This window comes from Nocardioides nitrophenolicus (assembly GCF_016907515.1).
GTDB lineage: Bacteria > Actinomycetota > Actinomycetes > Propionibacteriales > Nocardioidaceae > Nocardioides > Nocardioides nitrophenolicus.
The window spans coordinates 2,182,467-2,201,848 of sequence record NZ_JAFBBY010000001.1; the positions used below are offsets into that span (position 1 = coordinate 2,182,467).

23 protein-coding genes are annotated in these 19,382 nt (G+C 72.2%); 7 read left to right on the plus strand and 16 right to left on the minus strand.

The window, feature by feature from the left end; all coding sequences use genetic code 11:
• Positions 1–14 precede the first annotated feature (14 nt).
• Complete coding sequence (locus tag JOD66_RS10610; RefSeq protein WP_204836840.1) at positions 15–227, plus strand: hypothetical protein; 213 nt, start codon at positions 15–17, stop codon at positions 225–227.
• 1 nt (position 228) lies between these two features.
• On the opposite strand, the gene JOD66_RS10615 is transcribed toward JOD66_RS10610, so the two are convergent.
• The gene (locus tag JOD66_RS10615) at positions 229–735 is read right to left on the minus strand and encodes an Lrp/AsnC family transcriptional regulator (RefSeq protein ID WP_307823430.1); all 507 of its coding nucleotides are present in this window, start codon (positions 733–735) and stop codon (positions 229–231) included.
• A 119-nt stretch (positions 736–854) separates the two neighbouring features.
• On the opposite strand from JOD66_RS10615, the gene JOD66_RS10620 reads away from it, so the two are divergent.
• Positions 855–2,207 carry a pyridoxal phosphate-dependent decarboxylase family protein gene (locus tag JOD66_RS10620; RefSeq protein WP_204836841.1) on the plus strand — a complete coding sequence of 451 codons (1,353 nt, stop codon included), beginning with the start codon at positions 855–857 and terminating at the stop codon, positions 2,205–2,207.
• 4 nt (positions 2,208–2,211) lie between these two features.
• Here JOD66_RS10620 and JOD66_RS10625 read toward each other — a convergent pair whose 3' ends face one another.
• Entirely contained in the window at positions 2,212–3,024 is an 813-nt protein-coding gene (locus tag JOD66_RS10625; RefSeq protein WP_204836842.1) for a MaoC/PaaZ C-terminal domain-containing protein, read from the minus strand.
• Positions 3,025–3,078: 54 nt separating this feature from the next.
• On the opposite strand from JOD66_RS10625, the gene JOD66_RS10630 reads away from it, so the two are divergent.
• Positions 3,079–3,954, plus strand: coding sequence for an enoyl-CoA hydratase (locus JOD66_RS10630; RefSeq protein ID WP_204836843.1), 876 nt, complete (start codon positions 3,079–3,081; stop codon positions 3,952–3,954).
• Between the two features lie 95 nt (positions 3,955–4,049).
• On the opposite strand, the gene JOD66_RS10635 is transcribed toward JOD66_RS10630, so the two are convergent.
• From JOD66_RS10635 to JOD66_RS10645, 3 genes are read right to left on the minus strand one after another with little or no spacing between them, the layout of a single operon-like run.
• Entirely contained in the window at positions 4,050–4,604 is a 555-nt protein-coding gene (locus JOD66_RS10635) for a PaaI family thioesterase (protein WP_204836844.1), read from the minus strand.
• Positions 4,601–5,221 carry a gamma carbonic anhydrase family protein gene (locus JOD66_RS10640; protein ID WP_204836845.1) on the minus strand — a complete coding sequence of 207 codons (621 nt, stop codon included), beginning with the start codon at positions 5,219–5,221 and terminating at the stop codon, positions 4,601–4,603. Before JOD66_RS10640 ends, JOD66_RS10635 begins: the two co-directional genes overlap by 4 nt.
• A gap of 1 nt (position 5,222) precedes the next feature.
• Positions 5,223–5,975 (minus strand): SDR family NAD(P)-dependent oxidoreductase, encoded by a 753-nt coding sequence (locus JOD66_RS10645; RefSeq protein WP_204836846.1) that lies wholly within the window; start codon positions 5,973–5,975, stop codon positions 5,223–5,225.
• Between the two features lie 51 nt (positions 5,976–6,026).
• On the opposite strand from JOD66_RS10645, the gene JOD66_RS10650 reads away from it, so the two are divergent.
• Complete coding sequence (locus tag JOD66_RS10650) at positions 6,027–6,467, plus strand: VOC family protein (RefSeq protein WP_204836847.1); 441 nt, start codon at positions 6,027–6,029, stop codon at positions 6,465–6,467.
• A 2-nt stretch (positions 6,468–6,469) separates the two neighbouring features.
• On the opposite strand, the gene JOD66_RS10655 is transcribed toward JOD66_RS10650, so the two are convergent.
• Complete coding sequence (locus JOD66_RS10655; protein WP_307823431.1) at positions 6,470–7,351, minus strand: aldo/keto reductase; 882 nt, start codon at positions 7,349–7,351, stop codon at positions 6,470–6,472.
• Positions 7,348–8,070, minus strand: a complete 723-nt coding sequence (locus tag JOD66_RS10660; protein ID WP_204836848.1) for an SDR family NAD(P)-dependent oxidoreductase — start codon at positions 8,068–8,070, stop codon at positions 7,348–7,350. Before JOD66_RS10660 ends, JOD66_RS10655 begins: the two co-directional genes overlap by 4 nt.
• 144 nt (positions 8,071–8,214) lie before the next feature.
• Here JOD66_RS10660 and JOD66_RS10665 point away from each other — a divergent pair, with 144 nt between their 5' ends.
• Complete coding sequence (locus JOD66_RS10665; RefSeq protein WP_204836849.1) at positions 8,215–9,033, plus strand: CoA transferase subunit A; 819 nt, start codon at positions 8,215–8,217, stop codon at positions 9,031–9,033.
• On the plus strand, positions 9,030–9,797 hold the full coding sequence (locus JOD66_RS10670; protein WP_204836850.1) for a CoA-transferase subunit beta: 768 nt from the start codon (positions 9,030–9,032) through the stop codon (positions 9,795–9,797). The genes JOD66_RS10665 and JOD66_RS10670 overlap by 4 nt, the downstream gene beginning before the upstream one ends.
• A 20-nt stretch (positions 9,798–9,817) precedes the next feature.
• Here the strand turns inward: JOD66_RS10670 and JOD66_RS10675 are convergent, their stop codons facing one another.
• Complete coding sequence (locus JOD66_RS10675) at positions 9,818–10,453, minus strand: TetR/AcrR family transcriptional regulator (protein WP_204836851.1); 636 nt, start codon at positions 10,451–10,453, stop codon at positions 9,818–9,820.
• Positions 10,454–10,572: 119 nt separating this feature from the next.
• Here JOD66_RS10675 and JOD66_RS10680 point away from each other — a divergent pair, with 119 nt between their 5' ends.
• Complete coding sequence (locus JOD66_RS10680) at positions 10,573–12,129, plus strand: FadD3 family acyl-CoA ligase (RefSeq protein ID WP_204836852.1); 1,557 nt, start codon at positions 10,573–10,575, stop codon at positions 12,127–12,129.
• A 10-nt stretch (positions 12,130–12,139) separates the two neighbouring features.
• On the opposite strand, the gene JOD66_RS10685 is transcribed toward JOD66_RS10680, so the two are convergent.
• From JOD66_RS10685 to menB, 8 genes are all read right to left on the minus strand, one after another.
• The gene (locus JOD66_RS10685) at positions 12,140–12,838 is read right to left on the minus strand and encodes an ABC transporter ATP-binding protein (RefSeq protein ID WP_204836853.1); all 699 of its coding nucleotides are present in this window, start codon (positions 12,836–12,838) and stop codon (positions 12,140–12,142) included.
• Entirely contained in the window at positions 12,835–13,536 is a 702-nt protein-coding gene (locus JOD66_RS10690; RefSeq protein WP_204836854.1) for an ABC transporter ATP-binding protein, read from the minus strand. The genes JOD66_RS10685 and JOD66_RS10690 overlap by 4 nt, the downstream gene beginning before the upstream one ends.
• Complete coding sequence (locus tag JOD66_RS10695; protein ID WP_204836855.1) at positions 13,533–14,573, minus strand: branched-chain amino acid ABC transporter permease; 1,041 nt, start codon at positions 14,571–14,573, stop codon at positions 13,533–13,535. The genes JOD66_RS10690 and JOD66_RS10695 overlap by 4 nt, the downstream gene beginning before the upstream one ends.
• The gene (locus JOD66_RS10700; protein ID WP_204836856.1) at positions 14,570–15,424 is read right to left on the minus strand and encodes a branched-chain amino acid ABC transporter permease; all 855 of its coding nucleotides are present in this window, start codon (positions 15,422–15,424) and stop codon (positions 14,570–14,572) included. The genes JOD66_RS10695 and JOD66_RS10700 overlap by 4 nt, the downstream gene beginning before the upstream one ends.
• Positions 15,425–15,490: 66 nt before the next feature.
• Entirely contained in the window at positions 15,491–16,705 is a 1,215-nt protein-coding gene (locus JOD66_RS10705; RefSeq protein WP_204836857.1) for an ABC transporter substrate-binding protein, read from the minus strand.
• An 87-nt stretch (positions 16,706–16,792) separates the two neighbouring features.
• Positions 16,793–17,731: an EamA family transporter gene (locus JOD66_RS10710; protein WP_204836858.1), complete on the minus strand. Its 939-nt coding sequence runs from the start codon at positions 17,729–17,731 to the stop codon at positions 16,793–16,795.
• Complete coding sequence (locus JOD66_RS10715; RefSeq protein ID WP_204836859.1) at positions 17,728–18,504, minus strand: enoyl-CoA hydratase/isomerase family protein; 777 nt, start codon at positions 18,502–18,504, stop codon at positions 17,728–17,730. Before JOD66_RS10715 ends, JOD66_RS10710 begins: the two co-directional genes overlap by 4 nt.
• Before the next feature lie 35 nt (positions 18,505–18,539).
• Positions 18,540–19,379 (minus strand): 1,4-dihydroxy-2-naphthoyl-CoA synthase, encoded by an 840-nt coding sequence (menB, locus tag JOD66_RS10720; protein ID WP_372442549.1) that lies wholly within the window; start codon positions 19,377–19,379, stop codon positions 18,540–18,542.
• Positions 19,380–19,382: the final 3 nt, after the last annotated feature.

Here is a 19,382-nt window from a genome sequence, read left to right on the forward strand (position 1 = left end):
TCTAGGCTCGTCCCATGGGGGAGCAACGAGCCGATGACACCCGTCCGGGTGACGAGGCGAGCCTGGCGGAGCTCTACGAGCTGGTGCCGGCGACCGAGGACTTCGACGCGCCGCCGACGCCGGGCCAGGCGCAGGGCATGGTCGAGCACCTGCTCGACGGCGAGGTGATCGACGGAGTGATCGACGAGGCTGTCGAGGAGCCCGCCGAGGAGCCCGACGAGGAGTGACTCAGTCCGGGTCCCGGTAGGCCGGCGCCCGCCGGCTCGGCTCCGGCTCCGCGCTGGCCAACAGCGGCAGCATCCGCGGAGGCACCAGCACCGACAGCACCATCACGCTCGTCGAGCGGACCACCGCCGCGGCCTGGACGATGCGCACCAGCGTGGCCTGCAGCTCGGGGTGGGAGCGGGTCGCGACCCGGCACAGCACGTCGAACGCGCCGGTGGTGACGTACGCCTCCAGTACCTGCGGGATCGCCTCCAGGTCGCGCGCCACCTCGTCGAGCGCGCCCTGCGCGATCTCGAGGGTGACATAGGCCTGGACCTCGAAGCCGGCGGCGACGATGTCGAGGGTCGGGGCCCAGTCGGCGATCACGCCGGCCTCGGTCAGCCGGCGCAGCCGGCTCTGCACGGTCGCCCGGGCGAGCTGGGTGCGCCGGGACAGCTCGAGGTCACCGGCACGCGGATGCTCGGTGAGTGCGGTGAGCAGCGCGAGGTCGATCCGGTCCAGGGACAGCACTCGGCCAATCTAGTCAGAACGGACAGTCGATCGGGCATCAAGCGGGCAGAAATGCGCAGGCTGACCACCTCGGAGTGAGCAGGTTGCGTGCCCCGACGGCGACCTGCTCTGCTCTGCCCATGCAGGCCACCCACATCTGGGGCGACGAGCGTCGCGTCACCGAAGCCGCCGTGAAGATCGCCTCGGCCCGGATCTCCAGCCCGTCGGACCCGAAGACCACCGCCCGGCCGATCTCCGCGCTCCGCGCCGACGCCGGGACCACGATCACCCCCGGGGGCATCGGCGTCGACGAGGCGTTCGCCGTCTTCCAGGACGTGATCGCCCCCGCCACCCGGGCGCAGGACGACCCGCTGAACCTCGCCTACATCGCCGCCGCCCCGACCCGGGCCGCCCTCGCCTTCGACGCCGTGGTGTCGAGCTTCAACATCTTCGGCGGCACCTGGGAGGCCGGGGCCGGCGCGATCTTCGCCGAGAACGAGGCGCTGGCCTGGCTGGTGTCGCTGCTGGGCTGGCCCGAGGAGGCCGGCGGCTGCTTCGTCTCCGGCGGCACCTCCGGCAACCTGTCGGCCCTGGTCACCGCCCGCCAGACCGCGCTCACCCGGCGCGGCGCGCGTCCCGACGGCGGCTGGAAGGTCGCCTGCACGGCCGGCGCGCACTCCTCGATCCTCGCCGACGCCCGCGTCATGGACGTCGGCGTGGTCGAGGTCCCCGAGGGCGAGCGCGGCCAGCTCACCGGCGCCGCCCTGCGCGCCGCGATCGCCGACGAGCCGGGCGTCTTCGCCGTGGTCGCCTCCGCCGGCACCACCAACGCCGGCATCATCGACGACCTCGCCGACGTCGCCGACGTGTGCGAGGAGCACGGCATCTGGCTCCACGTCGACGGGGCGTACGGCGGCGCCGGGCTCGCCGCCCCCTCCGCCCGCCCGCGGTTCGCCGGCATCGAGCGCGCCGACAGCTTCATCGTCGACCCGCACAAGTGGCTGTTCGCGCCGTACGACTGCTGCGCCCTGCTCTACCGCGAACCCGACCTGGCTCGGGCCGCCCACAGCCAGCACGCGTCGTACCTCGACCGGATCGACCGCGAGGCCTGGAATCCCACGGACCTCGCGGTCCACCTGTCCCGACGGGTGCGTGGGCTGCCGTTCTGGTTCAGCCTCGCCGTGCACGGCACCGACCGCTACGCCGCCGCGGTCGAGCAGACCCTCGACACCACCCGCGCCGTGGCGGACGCGATCCGGGCGAGCCCGACCCTGCGGCTGCTGCTGGAGCCCGACCTGTCCGTGCTGCTGTTCGAGCGGCCCGGCTGGACGCGCGAGGACTACTACGCCTGGTCCGACGAGCTCTCCCGCGCGGGCCGGATCCTCTGCGTGCCGACCTCCTGGCGCGGGCGGACCGTGCTGCGGCTGGCGTTCGTGAACCCCGCGACCGACCCGGCGGCGGTGATCGAGATCCTGACCACCACCACGGCCTGACGGGTCAGCCGAACAGGGCGCGGGCGCCGTCGATGGCGGTGCCGCGCTCGGTGTCGACGCGGAACGAGCCGTCCGCCCACACCGGCACGGTCAGGGACTCGCCCGGGAAGACGGCGCTGCTGAACCTGCCTTCGAGCAGGGTCAGGTCCGCCGGGGACGCCCCCCGCACGTCGGCGGCGGCGAGGACGGCGGCCGACAGCGTCGCGAGGCCGTGCAGGATCGGCCGCGGCTGGCCGATCCGCTCGGCGGCGGCAGGGTCGATGTGGATGTGGTGACGGTCGCCGGTGAGCCGGTAGAGCGCCGCCGCGTTGGCGGCCACGTCCAGGCCGACGGTGGCGACCGGCTCACCCTCGGGCGCGGGCGTGCGCCCCGGGCCGCGCTCCCCGCCGAAGCCGCCCCGGCCGGGCGCGAAGATCGACCAGGTCGCCCGGACGTACGCGCACTCGACGACGACCTCGAAGACCGCGGCCGCGCCCTTGTCCCACACCTCGCCCACCCGGGCCCGCATCAGGGTGCTGCCGCTGGCCGGCATCGGCGCCAGCACCTCGAGCCGCTGCGAGCCGTGCAGCGACGTGCCCACGTCGAAGGCGCCGGCCGAGCCGAGCACGTCCGGCGCCCACTGGGCCAGGGTCAGTGCGAAGGTCGGCAGCACCGCGAGGTCGCGCTCGAAGACCAGGTCGAGCCGCTCGGCCGGGGCGCCCACGGCGAGGGCGAACAGGATCGCGTCGCGCTCGTCCCACGCGACCTCCCGCTCCCCCAGGGGGCGTCCGGCCCAGTCCGCGGTGTCGGTCACATCCAGGTCGAGTGGGGTCGTCATCCTGGTAGGCTACCAAGCAAACGCTAGGTTTGTACGACGACCCCGGGAGACCCGATGAGCAACGCCGACCCGACGACCGAGCCCGTCGTGACCTACGCGGTCCGCGACGGCGTCGCCTACGTGACGCTCAACCGCCCGGCGTACGCCAACGCCCAGAACTCCAAGGTCACCTATGCCCTCGACCGGGCGTTCACCGACGCGGTCGACGACGACGAGGTCAAGGTGATCGTGCTCGGCGGCAAGGGCCGGCACTTCTGCGGCGGCCACGACATCGGCACCCCGGGCCGCGACATCGACGAGTCCTTCGAGCGCAAGGCCGTCATCTGGTGGGACCACATCGGCGCCCAGGGCGTCGACGCGCGCTTCGCCCGCGAGTCCGAGGTCTACCTCGGCATGTGCCGCCGCTGGCGCGAGATCCCCAAGCCGATCATCGCGAAGGTGCAGGGCGCCTGCGTCGCCGGCGGGCTGATGCTCGCCTGGGTCTGCGACTTCATCATCGCCTCCGACGACGCGTTCTTCCAGGACCCGGTGGTCAAGATGGGCATCCCCGGCGTCGAGTACTTCGCGCACCCGTGGGTGATGAACCCCCGCGCCGCCAAGGAGTTCCTCTACACCGGCGGCCGCTTCGACGCGCGCCGCGCCCACGAGCTCGGCATGGTCAACCACGTCGTCCCCCGCGCCGACCTCGACGCCACCGTCGACGAGATGGCGCACCGGATCGCGGCCATGCCCCGCCTCGGTCTCGCGCTCACCAAGAAGGCGATCAACCAGGCCGAGGACCTGATGGGGCAGCGCGCCGGCATGGACTCGGTCTTCGGCCTCCACCACGCCGCCCACTCCCACAACGCCGAGGTCAGCGTCGACTCCCTCGCCGGGCTCGGCGCCGCGGCCATGGCCGAGTCCAACAAGCGCGACGCGGGCGAGTTGTAGCTCGGGTCGCCTGGCTTGCCGCTTATCTGACGAATGGGCTGCTCCGGAGCCGGATCCGCAGCCCATTCGTCAGATACGCGGAGAGAACGGAACCCTCAGAGCTGGACGAAGAGGCCGCGCGCCTCGACGGTGGCGACCTCGCCGTGCCACAGCGCCCCGACGGTCTCGACCTTGCGGCCGCTGCGGGCGACGACCTCGCCGGTGATCCGCAGCGGTGCGTCCAGGGGCGTCGGCGCGCGGTAGTCGAGCCTCAGCGAGGCGGTGACGGCGGGGACGCCGTGGTGCTGGACCAGGCTCGAGAGGAGCACGTCGAGGAGCAGCGCGCCGACGCCGCCGTGCAGCTTGCCCGGCGGTCCGGCGTACGCCGCGCCGAGGCCGGCGGGGATCGACGCCGTGGCGCGGCCGTCCTCGAAGACCATGCTCAGGCCGGGCAGGGCCGGGTTGTCGAGGTGCCAGCCGTAGTCGCGCGCACCCACCGCCTCGTCGTACGGCGTCCGGGGGACGTCGGCCAGCTGCCGCTCGCGCAGCAGCGCGGTGAGCGCCCGCACCGACGCGACGGCCTCCGTCATGACGGGGTCGGCGACATCGGTCACGGCGGTGACCGCGGCCAGCTCGCGGACCGCCTCGGCCAGGTCGCGACGGGGGCTCATGGGGCCTCGCGCTCGGCGCGCACCTCGTGCAGCGGACGGCTGACGGAGGCGTCGGTGCTGACCCGCCGCCGGTCCGCCTCCTCGGCGGCGAGCGGGGTCACCTCGCGCAGCGAGGCGAGCGAGCGCTCGGCCAGCTGGCGGTAGACCCCGGGACCGTTGGACTTCCAGGCGAGCTGCGCCTCGTCGAGCTCGCGGACCACCGTCGCCGGGCTGCCGATCACCAGCGAGCGCGGCGGTGCGACGAAGCCGGCGCGGACCACGCTGCCGGCGCCGATCAGCGAGTCGGCGCCGATCCGGGCGCCGTCCATCACGACCGAGCCCATGCCGACCAGCACCCGCGGCTCGAGCCGGCAGCCGTGGAGGATCGCCCCATGGCCGACGTGGCTGCTCTCGCCGAGCACGCAGTCGGCGCCGGGGTAGACGTGCACGGTGCACGAGTCCTGGACGTTGGATCCGGCCTCGATCCGGATCCGGCCGAAGTCCGCGCGCAGGCTGGCCGAGGGCCCGATGTAGCAGCCGGGGCCGATGATCACGTCGCCGATCACGTCGGCCGACGGGTGCACGTAGGAGGTCGGGTCGCAGACCGGCACCACGCCGTCGATCTCGTAGAACGTCATGTCAGGCCTTCATCCCGCCGTCGACCACGAAGTCCTGGCCGGTGCAGTAGCTCGCCGCGTCGCTGAGCAGGAAGGCGACCATCGCGCTGATCTCGTGCGGCCGCGCGGCCCGCGGGACCGGCAGGCCGCCGACCACGCCACCGCCCTGGCGCGAGGCCTCGGACAGCATCGCGGTGTCGGCCGCGCCCGGCAGCACGCAGTTGACCCGGATCCCCCGCTCCCCGCCCAGGTCGATCGCCGCGGCCCGGCTGACGCCGCGCAGGGCGAACTTCGAGGCGCCGTAGGCACTGCTCCCCGGCCACGCCGCGAGGCCGGCCACCGAGGCGATGTTGACGATCGAGCTGCCCGGCGGCAGGTGGGGCGCGAAGGCCTGCATGCCGTGGACCGCGCCCATCACGTTGACCTGGAAGTGGCCCTCGAACATGGCGGGCGAGGTCTCCAGGAAGTGCGCGTACTCGCAGCGGCCGGCGTTGTTGACCAGGCCGTCGACCCGCCCGTACCGCTCCACCACCAGCCGCGCCAGGTCCGCCCACGCGTCGGGCGAGGTCACGTCGAGCGCGGCCGAGAGGTGCCGCTCCCCCAGCTCGGCGGCCACCTCGGCGACGCCGTCGGCCGCGAGGTCGGTCACGACGACCGTGGCACCGGCCCGCGCGAGCGTGCGCGCGTGCGCGGCGCCGAGGCCCCGGCTCGCGCCGGTGATCACGACGACCTTGTCGGTCAGGTCGACGAGGGGGCTGGGTGCGGTGTCCGACATGTTCATCTCCTCAGGGTTTCACATGAACCAAGCGCTTGCTAGGTTCTGGTCATGACGTCGATCCATCACGTGGGCATCACGGTCAGCGACCTGGCGCGCTCCCTCGCGTTCTACGAGGACCTGCTCGGCGGCGAGCGCCTCGGACCCTACGAGCGCAGCGGTCCGCGCATCGACGCGGTCACCGGCTACCCGGGCGTCGTCGTACGCCAGGCGTTCGTGCGGGCCCAGGAGGGCGGGACCGTGGTCGAGCTGCTGCAGTACGACGGGGGCTCGGACGTCGTCCTCGACCCCGACAACGGCAACGTCGGCGCCGCGCACGTCGCGATCACCGTGACCGACCTCGACGGCACGCTCGACCGGCTGCGCGAGCGCGGCGTGACCGCGCTGTCGGAGCCGATCGTGGCGAGCGAGCCGATGGCGGGCCACCGCGTGGTCTACGTGCTCGACCCGGACCGGGTGCGGGTGGAGCTGGTGGAGCCGCCCGCTCGCTGAGCTCATCGGGTCGCGGCGTTCAGCCGGGCGAGCTCGTCCTCGGTGAGCACGAGCGTCGCCGCCTGCACCGAGTCGAGCACCGACTCCGGCCGGCTGGCCCCGGGGATCGGCACGATGCAGGGCGAGCGGGCCAGCTGCCAGGCGAGCGCGACCCGCTGCGCGCTGACGCCGCGCTCCGCGGCGACCTGGGCGAAGGGCGCGAACGACGAGCCGAGCGCCTTCGCCTCGCGCATCCCGCCGAACGGCCCCCAGGACAGGAAGGCGAGGCCGAGCTCGGCGCACAGGTCGATCTCGACCTCGCTGCCGCGGGCGAGCGGGGAGTACTCGTTCTGCACCGCGACCAGGGCGTCGCCGAGGATCGAGGCGGCGAGGCGGATCTGGTCGACGCCGGCGTTGGAGATGCCGATCCGGGCCACGATCCCGTCGTCCACGAGCTCCCGCAGCGCCGTCATCGACTCCCGGTAAGGACGCCGCGGGTCCGGCCGGTGGTGCTGGTAGAGCGGGATCACGTCGAGCCCCAGCCGCTCCCGGGAGGCTTCCGCCGCGGCCCGGAGGTGGTCGCGGCCGCCGTCGATCCACCAGGTCAGCCCGTCGCGGGTGTGCCCGCCCTTGGTCGCGACCACGATGTCGTCGAGTGGGCCGCCCCAGGACCGGAGCGCCGTCATCAACGCGCGCTCGTTGACGCCGTAGCCACCCGGGGTGTCGAAGCCGGTCGGGCCGTAGACGTCGGCGGTGTCGAAGAGGGTGACGCCGGCGTCGAGGGCGGCGTGCACGGCTCGGGTCCCGCGTTCGACGTCGCTGTCCGGCGTCTGGGTGAGCGTCATCGCACCGAAGCCGATCGCCGACACCTCCAGGTCGCCGAGCCGCCGGCGCGGGAGACTCACTTGCCCACCGCCGTCCAGCCGCCGTCGACCGGGACGCACACGCCGGTGGTGAAGGTGGCGTCGAGGAGCAGGTGCACGATCTCGCGCGCCATCTCGGCGGGTGTGCAGAGCCGGCCGAGCGGGGTGCGCGCCTCGACCGGCGCGACGTCGTACCCGTGGTCGATCAGGTCCTGCACCATCGGGGTGCGGGTGTGGCCGGGCGCGACCGCGTTGACCCGGACGCCGAGGCCGGCCCACTCGATCGCCAGGTTCTCGGTGAGCTGGCGCACCGCGGCCTTGGCGACGCCGTAGTCCGACTGGTTCGCCCACCCGCCGTACGCCGTCGTCGAGGCCAGGGTCACGACCGAGGCGCCCGAGGCGGCATCGAGCTCGACCAGGCGCCGGACGACGGCGGAGGCGGTGAGCAGGGTCCCGACGACGTGGACGTCCAGCAGCCGTCGCACGCCGGCCGGGTCGAGCTCGAGCGCGGGGACGTAGGCGCCGCGGATCCCGTGGCTGGTCACCAGATGCCGCACGACGCCGCGCTCCCGCTCGGCCGCGGTCAGTGCCGTGGCGACCGCGTCCGCATCGGTCACGTCGAGCCGGCGGTGCCCCACGTCGTCGCGGTCAGGCTCACTCAGGTCCCAGACGGTCACCGCGTGCCCGCGCTCCCGGAGCTGGTCGACGACCGCCGCTCCGATCCCGCTGGCGCCACCCGTCACCACCACATGTCCGGCCATCGGCCCACCTCTCGGACTAACCAAGCGTTTGCTTGTGATGCAAGCATTGAGACGACCGGAGCGCAAGGGCAGTCCCCTCCAGTGGCACTGCCCGAGCGGGCGAGGTACAGTCGCCACCAAGCAAGCGCTAGGTATGGAGGAGTGATGGCGGACAAGACCATGCGGCTGGCCGACTTGGCGAGCCACGTCCGGTCGGGCATGACCATCGGGATCGGCGGCTGGGGCTCCCGGCGCAAGCCGATGGCACTGGTGCGCGAGCTGCTCCGCAGCGACGTGACCGACCTGACCGTCGTCACCTTCGGTGGCCCCGACGTGGGCCTGCTCTGCGCCGCGGGCAAGGTCAAGCGGCTGGTCTACGGCTTCGTCTCGCTCGACAGCATCCCGCTCGACCCCCACTTCCGGGCGGCCCGCGAGGCCGGCTCGATCGAGACGACCGAGTACGACGAGGGCATGTTCGTCGCCGCCCTCCGGGCAGGCGCCGCCCGGCTGAGCTTCCAGCCGATCCGGGCCGGGCTCGCCTCGGACGTGCTGACGATGAACCCGGAGCTCAAGACCGTGGCCTCGCCGTACGACGACGAGGTCTACGTCGCGGTCCCCGGCGTCCGGATGGACCTCGCGCTGATCCACCTCAACCGCGCCGATGCCGCCGGGAACGGGCAGTATCTGGGGCCGGACCCCTACTTCGACGACCTCTACGCGATGGCCGCCGACCGCTGCATCATGAGCGTCGAGCAGGTGGTCCCCACCGCCGACCTCACCAAGGACGCGCCACCGCAGTCACTGCTGGTCAGCCGGATGTTCGTCTCCGGCGTCGTCGAGGCGCCGGGCGGCGCGGGCTTCACCAGCTGCGATCCCGACTACGGCCGCGACGAGGCCGCGCAGCGCGCGTACGTCGACGCCGCGCGCGATCCCGAGACCTGGGCGGCGTTCGCGAAGAGCTACCTCGAGGAGGCCGTCCGATGAGCGACGTCACCGACATCACCCGCGCCGAGGTCTGCGTCGTCGCCTGCGCCGACGCCTGGCGTGGGTCCGGCGAGGTGCTGGCCCACGCGGTCGGCATCGTGCCGACCATCAGCGCCCGGCTCGCGAAGCTCACCTTCGAGCCCGATCTGGTGCTCACCGACGGCGACTGCTTCTTGATGAGCGAGCCGCCGCCACTGGGCCGCAACGCCTCCGCGGGCGGGACCATCGAGTCGTGGGCGCCGTTCCGCCGGATCTTCGAGATCCTCGCGACCGGCCGCCGGCACAGCATGATGGGCGCCAGCCAGGTGGATCGCCACGGCAACCAGAACATCTCCTCCATCGGTGACTGGCGCAAGCCGACCCGGCAGCTGATCGGCGTGCGCGGCGCGCCGGGCAACACGGTCAACCACCGCGTCGACTACTGGGTCTCCCGCCACTCCGCCCGGGTGTTCGTGGAGGCGGTCGACGTCGTGTCGGGGGTCGGCAACGACCGGGCGCGCGCCCACGGTGGCGCCGCACTGCGCTTCCACGACCTCGGCGTGGTGGTGACCGACCTCGCCGTGCTCGACTACGACGACGCCGGCCTGCTGAAGGTCCGCTCCCTGCACCCGGGCGTCACCGCCGACGAGGTCACCGAGCAGACCGGCTTCGCGATCGACGTCAGCGGCGCCACCACGACCCGCCTGCCCACCGCCGAGGAGCTCGAGCTGATCCGCACCGTGCTCGACCCGGCGGGCTTGCGCGACAAGGAGGTCCGGCGCTGAGCGCGCCGGACCTCGGCGGGTCACTCGGCGAGCAGTCCGCCGTGGAGCATCTCGATGTACTGGTCGGCCAGTGCCTTGTGCTGGAGGCGTCCGCGCGGGTTGTACCAGCGCACCGTGGACCAGATCGCGTCGCGGATGAAGCGGTAGGTCGTGCTGGGGTCGAGGTCGGCGCGGAAGTCCAGCTCCTTCTGCCCCTGCTTGATCACGTTCAGCCAGACCTTCTCGACGTCGAGGCTGGCCTTCGCGACGAACGCGAACTCGGCCGTCGTCGTCAGCAGCGCCGCCTCGTTCTGGTAGAGCGCGACGGCGAAGGGCACCTTGTGGATGGTCTCGAACGAGTTGTAGATCAGCCCGTCGAGCGCGTCGCGCGGCGTCTGCCGGCTCTCCGCGATCTCGCGGATGTCGCTGAGGAGGTTGCCCATGAACTCCCGGAGGATCTCGGTGAGCATGGCCTCCTTGGAGTCGAAGTGGTGGTAGAGGCTGCCGGAGAGGATCCCGGCCTCGTCGGCGATGTCGCGCACCGTGGTCTGGGAGTACCCGCGGGTCGCGAACATCTCCGCCGCGATCGCCAGGAGCTGCGCTCGCCGGGACGAACCCGCGCCATTGCTCCGCCGACGACCGCCTCGCGTCGTAGCCTCGTTGTTGCTGCTCGCCATGACCTGATCCTCTCCCACGCGCGGCACCACGCCGCAGCACCCCGCCCCATGCTCGTTCCGGACCGGGCCGACAGGGCTAGAGTACCTAACAAGCACTTGTTCACGAGGAGTCTCGCCTGATGGCAGCACGGACCATTCCCGCCCTCCTGGCCCACGGTGCCGCCACCCACGGCGCCCACCCGGCCATCGTGGACGGCAGCACCACCATCAGCTACGAGGGCCTGCGCGAGCTCGCCGTCAGCGCCGCGCGCTCGTACCTGGCCCTCGGCGTCGAGCCGGGCGACCGGGTCGCGATCTGGGCGCCGAACCGCTGGGAGTTCGTGGTCGCGCTGCTCGGGGCGGAGTACGTCGGGGCGTCCGTCGTCCCCCTCAACACCCGCTATCGCGGCCAGGAGGCACAGGTCATCCTGGAGCGCTCGCGCGCGGTGGTGCTGGTGCTCTGCGACAGCTTCCTCGGCACCGACTACTCGGCGATGCTCGCCGAGGCCGAGGGCGAGCTGCCCCACCTGCGGACCCGGGTCGACATGGCGTCGGCGGGCCTGCCGGGCACGCTCGGCTGGGCCGACTTCCTCGCCCTGGGCGAGCAGGTCCCCGCCGCGGAGGTCGAGCGGCTCGCCGCCGAGGTCACCCCCGACACCGTCTGCGACATCCTCTTCACCTCGGGCACCACCGGCGTCCCCAAGGGCGTGATGAGCACCCACGCCCAGACCATCGGCGTCGCCGAGGTGTGGGCCGACGGCGCCTCGCTGTCGCCCGCCGACCGCTACGCGATCGTCAACCCCTTCTTCCACGGGTTCGGCTACAAGGCGGGGGTGATCACCTCGCTCACCGCCGGTACGACGATCTACCCGGTCCCCACGTTCGACCCGGTCGCGCTGATGCAGCTCGTGCAGGACGAGCGGATCACCGTCCTGCCCGGCGCGCCGACCATCTTCATCACCCTGCTCAACCACCCGCGCCGCACGGAGTTCGACCTGTCGTCGCTCCGCTTCTCCATCGCCGGCGCCGCCTCCGTCCCGGAGACCCTGTTCGAGCAGATGCACGACGTGCTCGGCTTCGAGACGGTCTACCAGGCCTACGGCCTCACCGAGTGCGTCGTCGCGACCACCTCCCGCCACGGCGAGGACCCGCGCCACATCGCCGAGACCACCGGTCCCCCGGTGCCCGGCATCGAGGCCCGGATCGTCGGCGGCGACGGCCAGGAGGTCCCGGTCGGCGAGGAGGGCGAGATCTGGCTGCGCGGCGCGAACGTGATGCTCGGCTACTTCGAGGACCCCGAGTCCACCGCCGCCGCCATCGACCCCGACGGCTGGTTCCACACCGGCGACATCGGCCGGCTCGACGAGCACGGCTGCGTGAAGATCACCGACCGGATCAAGGACATGTTCATCACCGGCGGCTTCAACGTCTACCCGGCGGAGATCGAGAACGTCCTCGCCGCCCACCCGGCCGTCATGGAGAGCGCCGTGATCGGCGTCCCCGACGACCGGATGGGCGCGGTCGGCGCCGCCCACGTCGTGCTCCGTCCCGGCACCTCCGCCACCCGCGAGGAGCTGATCGCCTGGGTCCGCGAGCGGCTGGCCAACTTCAAGGTCCCGCGCGACGTCGTCCTCGAGGAGTCGCTGCCGCGCAACGCCAGCGGCAAGGTGCTGAAGACCGAGCTGCGTCAGGGCTGAGGCACGGCGCTCACAGCGCGATCAGCTCCTGGACGGCACGGTCGCCGAGCTGCTCCACCGGGCCGTCGCCGACCAGCCGGCCCTTGCGCAGGGCCAGGTAGCGGTCGGCGACCTTCTGGATCATGCCGATGTGCTGCTCGACGAGCAGCAGCGCGGTGCCCCGGGAGCGGATCTCCTTCAGCGCCTCCACGATCGCGTCGATGATGACCGGCGCCAGGCCCTCGGTGGGCTCGTCGAGCATGAGCAGCGACGGCCCGGCCATCAGCGCCCGGGCGATCGCGAGCATCTGCTGCTCGCCGCCGGACAGGGAGGTGCCGGGACGCTTGCGGCCACGGGCCAGGTTGGGGAAGAGCTGGTAGAGGTCCTCCACCGACCAGCTGCTCGATCGCCCCGAGGCGCGGCCGAGCAGGATGTTCTCCTCGACGGTGAGGTTGCTGAAGATCCGCTTGCCCTGGGGGACCAGCGAGACGCCGCGGGCCGTCGGGAGATGGGCCTTCCGGCCGACCGGAACGCCGTCGACGAGGATCTCGCCGGAGACGGTCGGCACGCCGTAGACCGACATCAGCGTCGTCGTCTTGCCCGCGCCGTTGCGGCCGACCAGGCCGACCGTCTCGCCGGGTGCGATCGAGAACGAGAGCTCCTGCAGGATGACCGAGCCGGCGTACCCGGCGGTGACGCCCCGGAACTCGAGGACGGGTGTGGTGCTCATGCGGCGCTCCCCAGGTAGGCACGGATCACGTTCTCGTCGGCCCGCACCTCGTCGGGTGCGCCGGAGGCCAGCACCTTGCCGAGGTCCAGGACGGTGATCACGTCACAGGTCCGGAAGACGCCGTCGACGTCGTGCTCGACGAGCAGGGCCGCGACCTCGCGCTCCTTGCACAGGTCGCGCACGTGCTGGAGCATCCGCACCGACTCGTCGTGGACCAGGCCGGCGCAGGGCTCGTCGAGCAGCACCACCTTGGGCCGGCCGATGAGCGCGATGGCGAGGTCGACCGAGCGCTGGGTGCCGTAGGCGATCTCCGAGCAGACCTGGTCGCGGACCGGGTCCAGCCCGAGGGTGGACACGATCTCGGCCAGGTCCGGCTCGTCGTTGCGGCGCGCGATCATCTCGAGCTGGTCGCCCACGGTCATCGAGCCGAACACGCTGGTGCGCTGGAAGGAGCGGGCCAGTCCGCGCCGGCGCCGCCAGCGCACCGAGCGCCGGGTGATCTCGGCGCCCTCGAAGCGCACCGTGCCGGACGAGGGCCGCTTGCGGCCGGAGAGGGCGTCGATGAAGGTCGACTTGCCGGCGCCGTTGGGGCCGATCACGCCGTGCACCACCCCGGGCTCGAGGGTGATGTCGACGTCGTCGAGGGCGACGTGCGCGCCGTAGCGGACGGTGAGCCCGCGTCCTTCGAAGATGCTCATCGGCGTCCCTTCCTGATCCGGTGGTAGAGCTTCTGGAACGCGCCGGTGATGCCACCCGGCATGAAGACGAGCACGACGATCAGCGCCAGGCCCGTGAACAGGTGCAGGTTGCCGCCGAAGTTGAAGTTGGCCTGCGCGTAGACGAACAGGAAGGTGCCGACCACCGGCCCGAGCAGCAGCCCGAACCCGCCGACCAGCGCGGCGATCAGCGAGTCGCCGGCCTTGCTGAAGCCCAGGATGTCGGGCGAGACGTAGCCGGCGTTGATCGCGAACAGCGCCCCGCCGAGCGAGGCGACCGCGCCGGAGAGCACGAAGGCGGCCAGTCGCGGCCCGAAGGTGTCGTACCCGGAGAAGCGCATCCGCTCCTCGTTCTCCCGGATCCCCTCCAGCGTGGTGCCGAAGCGCGACCGGCCGACCAGCCACAGCACCGTGACCGAGACGGTGAGCGCGATCCAGGCGAAGGGCCAGAACAGGCCGGGGTTCATCACGTCGGCCTGGTTCAGGCCGAGGAAGGTGAGATCCCGGTCGTAGGTGAGCAGCTTGCCGTCGTGCGCGCCGGTGAGCGGGCGGGCCGAGGTCTGCACGCTCAGGGAGTACAGCGCCTGCGAGAGGGCCAGGGTCAGCATCAGGAAGCCGAAGCCCGAGGCCCGGACCACCAGCAGCCCCATCACCAGCGCCACCACGGTGCCGACGACGACGCCGAAGCCGACGGCCGCGGTCGGCGACCAGCCCCAGTTGGAGGTGGCGACGCCGACGCCGTACGCCGCGGCGCCGAAGAAGGCGCCGTGGCCGAGGCTGATCATGCCGAGATGGCGGGCGAGGAAGCCGATGCCGATGGCCATCAGGCTGAGCACGGTGCCGTCGACGACCAGGCTCATCCGGTAGGTGTCGGTGACGGCGTACGGCACGGCGAGACCGCCGAGCAGCGCGCCGAGCGCGACGCCCAGCCCGATCAGCGTCCCGCGGCGACGGCCCCGTCGTACGGGCGTCTCGACCATGGTCGCCGTGACGTCGTCGGCAGGTGCGGTGGTCGTCATGAGACCCTCTTTCCGGCGAGCCCCGTGGGCCGCCACAGCAAGACGATGGTCAGCGCGAGGAAGGGCACGATCACGGCCACGCTCGGCGACCAGACCGTGGTGACCGTCTGGATCACGCCGAGCCCCATCCCGGCGACCATCGCGCCGCCGATGCTGCCGATGCCGCCGACCACGACGACGATGAGCACGGTGATGAGGAAGGCGTTGCCCATGCCGGGGTCGAGGGCGATGTACGGCGCGGCGAGGGCTCCGGCGAGGCCCGCGAGCGCGGCGCCGACGGCCACCACGACCAGGCTGACCCGGTCGACGTTGATGCCCATGATCGCGGCCGTCTCGATGTCCTGGCTCGCGGCCCGGATGTGGAGGCCCACCTCGGTGCCGCGCAGCCACAGCACGAGCGCGGCGGCCAGGGCCAGCGCGATCACGATGATCGCGAGCCGGTAGCTGGGGTACTCGACGCCGAGCAGCGAGGTGGTGCCCTGCAGGAACTCCGGCGGGCTGACCCGCAGCGTGCGCTCGCCCCAGATCAGCACCACCAGGCGCTCCGCGATGAGCGCCAGGCCGAAGGTGATCAGGCCCAGCTCGATGTGGGAGCGGTGCTGGAGCGGCCGGAAGAAGGCCAGCTCCAGGATCACGCCGAGCACCGCCAGCACGAGCGGGACCACCAGCAGCGCGGCCCAGAAGCCCACCCGGTCCGACACCGAGTAGGCGATGTAGGCGCCCGACATGTAGAGCGCACCGTGGGCGAAGTTCGCCACGCCGCGCAGTCCGTAGATCATCGCCAGCCCGGAGCTGAGCACCATCAGGAGCGACCCGAGGGCCACCCCGTTGAGCAGCTGTGCTGCGTTCACGTCCTTCTCCTCGCTACGCCGGGATGCCGGCACGGGCGCCCGAGGCCCGTGCCGGCATCGGCCGGATCAGAACTTGCAGGCCGGGTCGGGCTCGGGGGTCGTGACGTCCGGCGCGGTGTTCGACAGCACCTCGAACGCCAGACCGCTGTCTGCCTGGACGACCTTGCCGAGGTAGGAGTCGCGCAGCACCTGGTTGTCGTCGGCGCGCACGGTCACGTTGCCGACGATGCTGTCGAAGCTCAGCCCACCGACGGCCTTGGCCACCTCGGCCGGGTCGCTGGAGCCGGCCTTCTCGATCGCCGCGAACAGCGTCTCGGCGGCCAGGTAGTTGTCGGCCGGGACGTAGTAAGGCGCGCTGCCGTGGTCCTCGGTGTAGGCCTCGACGAACTCCTTGTTGAGCTCGTTGTCGCCGGCCACGTCGTAGCCGACGTTGTTGTAGTAGCCGACGATCGAGTCGCCGAGCGTCTTGAACAGCGGCTCGGAGACCATGTTGAACCCGAGCACGGTCTTGAGCTGGCTGTCGAGGTTGAACTGGCCGGCCTGCTGCACGAAGGCGACGCCGTCGGCGCCGTACTCGACGGCGAACACCGCGTCGGCGCCACTGCTCTTGATCTTGGTGATGTAGGAGCCGAAGTCGGTGGTGTTGAGCGGCGCGAACTGCTCGAGCACGATCTTCTTGCCGGCCTTGTCCGCCGCGGCCTTGAACTTCTCGGCTGCGCCGTGACCCGTGGCGTAGTCGACCGCCTGGATCGCCCACTTGTCGCCCTCGAGGTCGGCGAGCGAGCTGGCGAGGGCGTTGATGTCCATGCTGCTGGTCTGCACCACGTGCACGGCGTACGGCGAGCACTGCTCGCCCACGAGCGCGTCGTCCTTGCCGAGCGAGTTGAAGGACATCGCGCCGAGGCCCTCGAGCTGGGCGTTGAGCGCCGCGTGCTCGGGCGAGGTCATCACCGCGCCGATGAACTGGGCGCCGTCCTGGGTGACGGCGTCCTTGGCGACGCGCAGCGTGGTGGCCGGGTCGGCGTCGGTGGACTTCACCACCAGCTCGACCTTGCGCCCGTCGATGCCGCCGTCCTCGTTGACCAGGCGCACGGCGGTCTTCCAGCCGTTGACGGCGTCCGTGCCGAACTGGGCCAGCGCGCCGCTGGTCGGCGGGATCAGCGCGATCTTGATCGGTCCGTCTTCCCCGCTGTCACCCGAGCTGGTGCTGGCGGAGCCACAGGCCGCCATGGTCATTGCCAACGTGGCGGCACTCGCCACCGCCAACAGTCGTCGCTTCATGCGAAAGATCCCCTCGGGTCCGGGAACACCGTCGATCGGTGTGTCTCACGTCACGAATTATGGTCCGATAGTTAGATCGATTCGACCCTACTTGGAGAGGTTTTCGTCTATCCCCAAAGGGATAGGGGCCGCTCGCCGGCGGCGCGCCGACTGCTCGGAGGCGATGATCAGCACCACCGCCGCGACCACCGCGCCGCCGCCCACGAGCACGCCCGCCCCGAGCGGCTCGGCGAGCACCAGCCAGCCCAGGAGCACCGCGACGACCGGGTTGACGTAGGCATGGGTCGCGGTCAGGGACAGCGGCACGTGGGCGAGCAGCCAGGCGAACGCCAGGAAGGCGCTCACCGAGCAGGCCAGGACCAGCCAGGCCATCGCGAACCAGCCCGACCCGGAGTAGTCGACACTGACCCGCTCACCGGCCGCGACCGCCAGCACGGTCGAGGAGCAGGCGGCGACCAGCTGCTGGTAGGCCGCGACCGTGACGATGTCGGTCGGCATGGTCATCCGTCCCTGCAGGAAGGAGCCGACGGTGAAGCTCAGGCTGCCCGCCAGGCAGCAGGCCGCGGCGAGCAGCGGCACCTCGCCGCCGGCGCCCTGCCCGAGCCCGACCAGCGCCACCAGGCCGGCGAAGCCGACCGCGACCCCGCACAGCGTGGCCGCCGGCGGCCGGTCACCGGTGGCCAGCCGGAGCACCACGGCCCACGCCGGGACCGTCGCCACGATCAGCGCGGCCACGCCCGACGGCAGGCCGCCGACCTGCGCGAGCGCCTGGAAGCCGTTGCCGAGGCTGACCAGCAGCACGCCGGTCACGACCAGGCCCAGCGCCTCGGCCCGGCTCACCCGCAGCGCCGCCCAGCCGCCGCGCAGCACCGCGACGGCGACGAGGATCAGTCCGGCGACGACGTAGCGCTGCGCCATCGCCTGGAAGGGGTCGACCTCGCGCACCACCAGCCGGATGGCGAGGTAGACCGAGCCCCACAGCAGCCAGACGGCCGCCAGGCACAGCGCCAGGGGGCCGCGGCTCACGCGAAGTTCGGCGGCCGCTTCGCGACGAACGCCGAGATCCCCTCCGCGGCCTCCCCGTTCTCGAACAGGCCCTGCTCCTGGGCGCGCTCGAAGGCGATGCCCTCGGCGAGCGGCAGCTCGAACGCCGCGTCCACGGTCCGTACGACGGCCAGCTGGGCCGGCAGCGAGGAGGTCACCAGCTCGCCGGCCAGGTCGAGGGCGACCTTGACGACGTCCTCGTCGGTGAGCCGGTCGACGAGGCCGATCCGCAGCGCCTCCTCGGCGCCGACCTGCCGGGCGGTGAGCATGATGTCGAGCGCGCGGCCTCGGCCGACCAGCTGGGTCAGCCGCTGGGTGCCGCCGGCGCCGGGGATCAGGCCGAGCTTGACCTCGGGCAGGCCGAGCCGGGCCCGCGGTCCCGCGACCCGCAGGGTGCAGGCCATGGCCAGCTCCAGGCCGCCGCCGAGGGCGAGCCCGTCGATCGCCGCGACCGACAGCCACGGAGATGCGGCCAGCCGGTCGTTGACCGCACGCATCCTGTCGCCGTAGGCGAGGAAGGAGTCCGCGTCGATGGTCGACATGTGCTTGATGTCCGCGCCCGCGGCGAACAAGCCGTCCCGCGCGGAGGAGATCACCATGACCTTGACGTCGCCGGCCCGCTCGGCCGCGTCGATGGCGGCGTGCAGCCCGTCGAGGATCGGCAGCCCGAGGGCGTTGGCGGGCGGGCGGTCCATGGTCACGACGACCACGCCGGGCGCCTCGGTGGTCCAGGTGACGACGGGGGATTCGGTCATCGCTCCTCGTTTCGGGTCGGAAGGGGTGGTGCGGATCAGGGACGGCGGGGGAAGCGCGCGAAGTCGGGGGTGCGCCGCGCCTTGAACGCCTCGCGCCCCTCCTGGGCCTCCTCGGTGCCGTAGAAGAGCAGGTTGGCGTCGTGGGCGAGCTGCTGGATGCCGGCGTAGCCGTCCTCGTGGGCGTGGAAGCTGAGCTTGGACATGCGCAGCGCACGCGGCGAGAGCCGGAGCATCTCCCGGCACCAGCGCACGGTCTCCCGCTCGAGCTCGGCGAGCGGGACCACGGTGTTGACCAGGCCCATCGCCAGTGCCTCGCGGGCGTCGTACTGGCGGCACAGGAACCAGATCTCCTTGGCCTTCTTGGGGCCGACCAGGTCGGAGAGGATGCTCGAGCCGTAGCCGCCGTCGAAGGAGCCCACCTTGGGCCCGACCTGGCCGAAGACCGCGTTGTCGGCGGCGATGGTCAGGTCGCAGACCAGGTGCAGCACGTGACCGCCGCCGATGGCGTAGCCCGCCACCATCGCCACGATGGGCTTCGGGCAGCGGCGCATGGCGACGTGCAGGTCGGTCACGTGGAAGCGCCCGGTGGCGTTGGCGTCGAGCTGGTAGCCGCTGTCGCCCCGCACCCGCTGGTCGCCGCCCGAGCAGAACGCCCGGTCGCCGGCGCCGGTGAGGATGATCGCGCCGACCGACTCGTCCTCACGGGCGGCCATCAGCGCCCGGTCGACCTCGACCAGGGTCTGCGGCCGGAAGGCGTTGTGGACCTCGGGCCGGTCGATGGTGATCTTGGCGATCCCCTCGGGGCTGGTCTCGTAGACGATGTCGTCGTAGTCGCCGTGCGCGGTCCAGGCGACGGCGTCGGTCACCGCGGTCACGGC

What these genes read in the sequence shown, in the direction of transcription:
- JOD66_RS10610 (WP_204836840.1), top strand. Translation starts at nt 15, where the DNA reads ATGGGGGAGCAACGAGCCGATGACACCCGTCCGGGTGACGAGGCGAGC.
- JOD66_RS10620 (WP_204836841.1), top strand. Translation starts at nt 855, where the DNA reads ATGCAGGCCACCCACATCTGGGGCGACGAGCGTCGCGTCACCGAAGCC.
- JOD66_RS10625 (WP_204836842.1), bottom strand. Translation starts at nt 3,024, where the DNA reads ATGACGACCCCACTCGACCTGGATGTGACCGACACCGCGGACTGGGCC.
- JOD66_RS10630 (WP_204836843.1), top strand. Translation starts at nt 3,079, where the DNA reads ATGAGCAACGCCGACCCGACGACCGAGCCCGTCGTGACCTACGCGGTC.
- JOD66_RS10635 (WP_204836844.1), bottom strand. Translation starts at nt 4,604, where the DNA reads ATGAGCCCCCGTCGCGACCTGGCCGAGGCGGTCCGCGAGCTGGCCGCG.
- JOD66_RS10640 (WP_204836845.1), bottom strand. Translation starts at nt 5,221, where the DNA reads ATGACGTTCTACGAGATCGACGGCGTGGTGCCGGTCTGCGACCCGACC.
- JOD66_RS10645 (WP_204836846.1), bottom strand. Translation starts at nt 5,975, where the DNA reads ATGTCGGACACCGCACCCAGCCCCCTCGTCGACCTGACCGACAAGGTC.
- JOD66_RS10650 (WP_204836847.1), top strand. Translation starts at nt 6,027, where the DNA reads ATGACGTCGATCCATCACGTGGGCATCACGGTCAGCGACCTGGCGCGC.
- JOD66_RS10660 (WP_204836848.1), bottom strand. Translation starts at nt 8,070, where the DNA reads ATGGCCGGACATGTGGTGGTGACGGGTGGCGCCAGCGGGATCGGAGCG.
- JOD66_RS10665 (WP_204836849.1), top strand. Translation starts at nt 8,215, where the DNA reads ATGGCGGACAAGACCATGCGGCTGGCCGACTTGGCGAGCCACGTCCGG.
- JOD66_RS10670 (WP_204836850.1), top strand. Translation starts at nt 9,030, where the DNA reads ATGAGCGACGTCACCGACATCACCCGCGCCGAGGTCTGCGTCGTCGCC.
- JOD66_RS10675 (WP_204836851.1), bottom strand. Translation starts at nt 10,453, where the DNA reads ATGGCGAGCAGCAACAACGAGGCTACGACGCGAGGCGGTCGTCGGCGG.
- JOD66_RS10680 (WP_204836852.1), top strand. Translation starts at nt 10,573, where the DNA reads ATGGCAGCACGGACCATTCCCGCCCTCCTGGCCCACGGTGCCGCCACC.
- JOD66_RS10685 (WP_204836853.1), bottom strand. Translation starts at nt 12,838, where the DNA reads ATGAGCACCACACCCGTCCTCGAGTTCCGGGGCGTCACCGCCGGGTAC.
- JOD66_RS10690 (WP_204836854.1), bottom strand. Translation starts at nt 13,536, where the DNA reads ATGAGCATCTTCGAAGGACGCGGGCTCACCGTCCGCTACGGCGCGCAC.
- JOD66_RS10695 (WP_204836855.1), bottom strand. Translation starts at nt 14,573, where the DNA reads ATGACGACCACCGCACCTGCCGACGACGTCACGGCGACCATGGTCGAG.
- JOD66_RS10705 (WP_204836857.1), bottom strand. Translation starts at nt 16,705, where the DNA reads ATGAAGCGACGACTGTTGGCGGTGGCGAGTGCCGCCACGTTGGCAATG.
- JOD66_RS10715 (WP_204836859.1), bottom strand. Translation starts at nt 18,504, where the DNA reads ATGACCGAATCCCCCGTCGTCACCTGGACCACCGAGGCGCCCGGCGTG.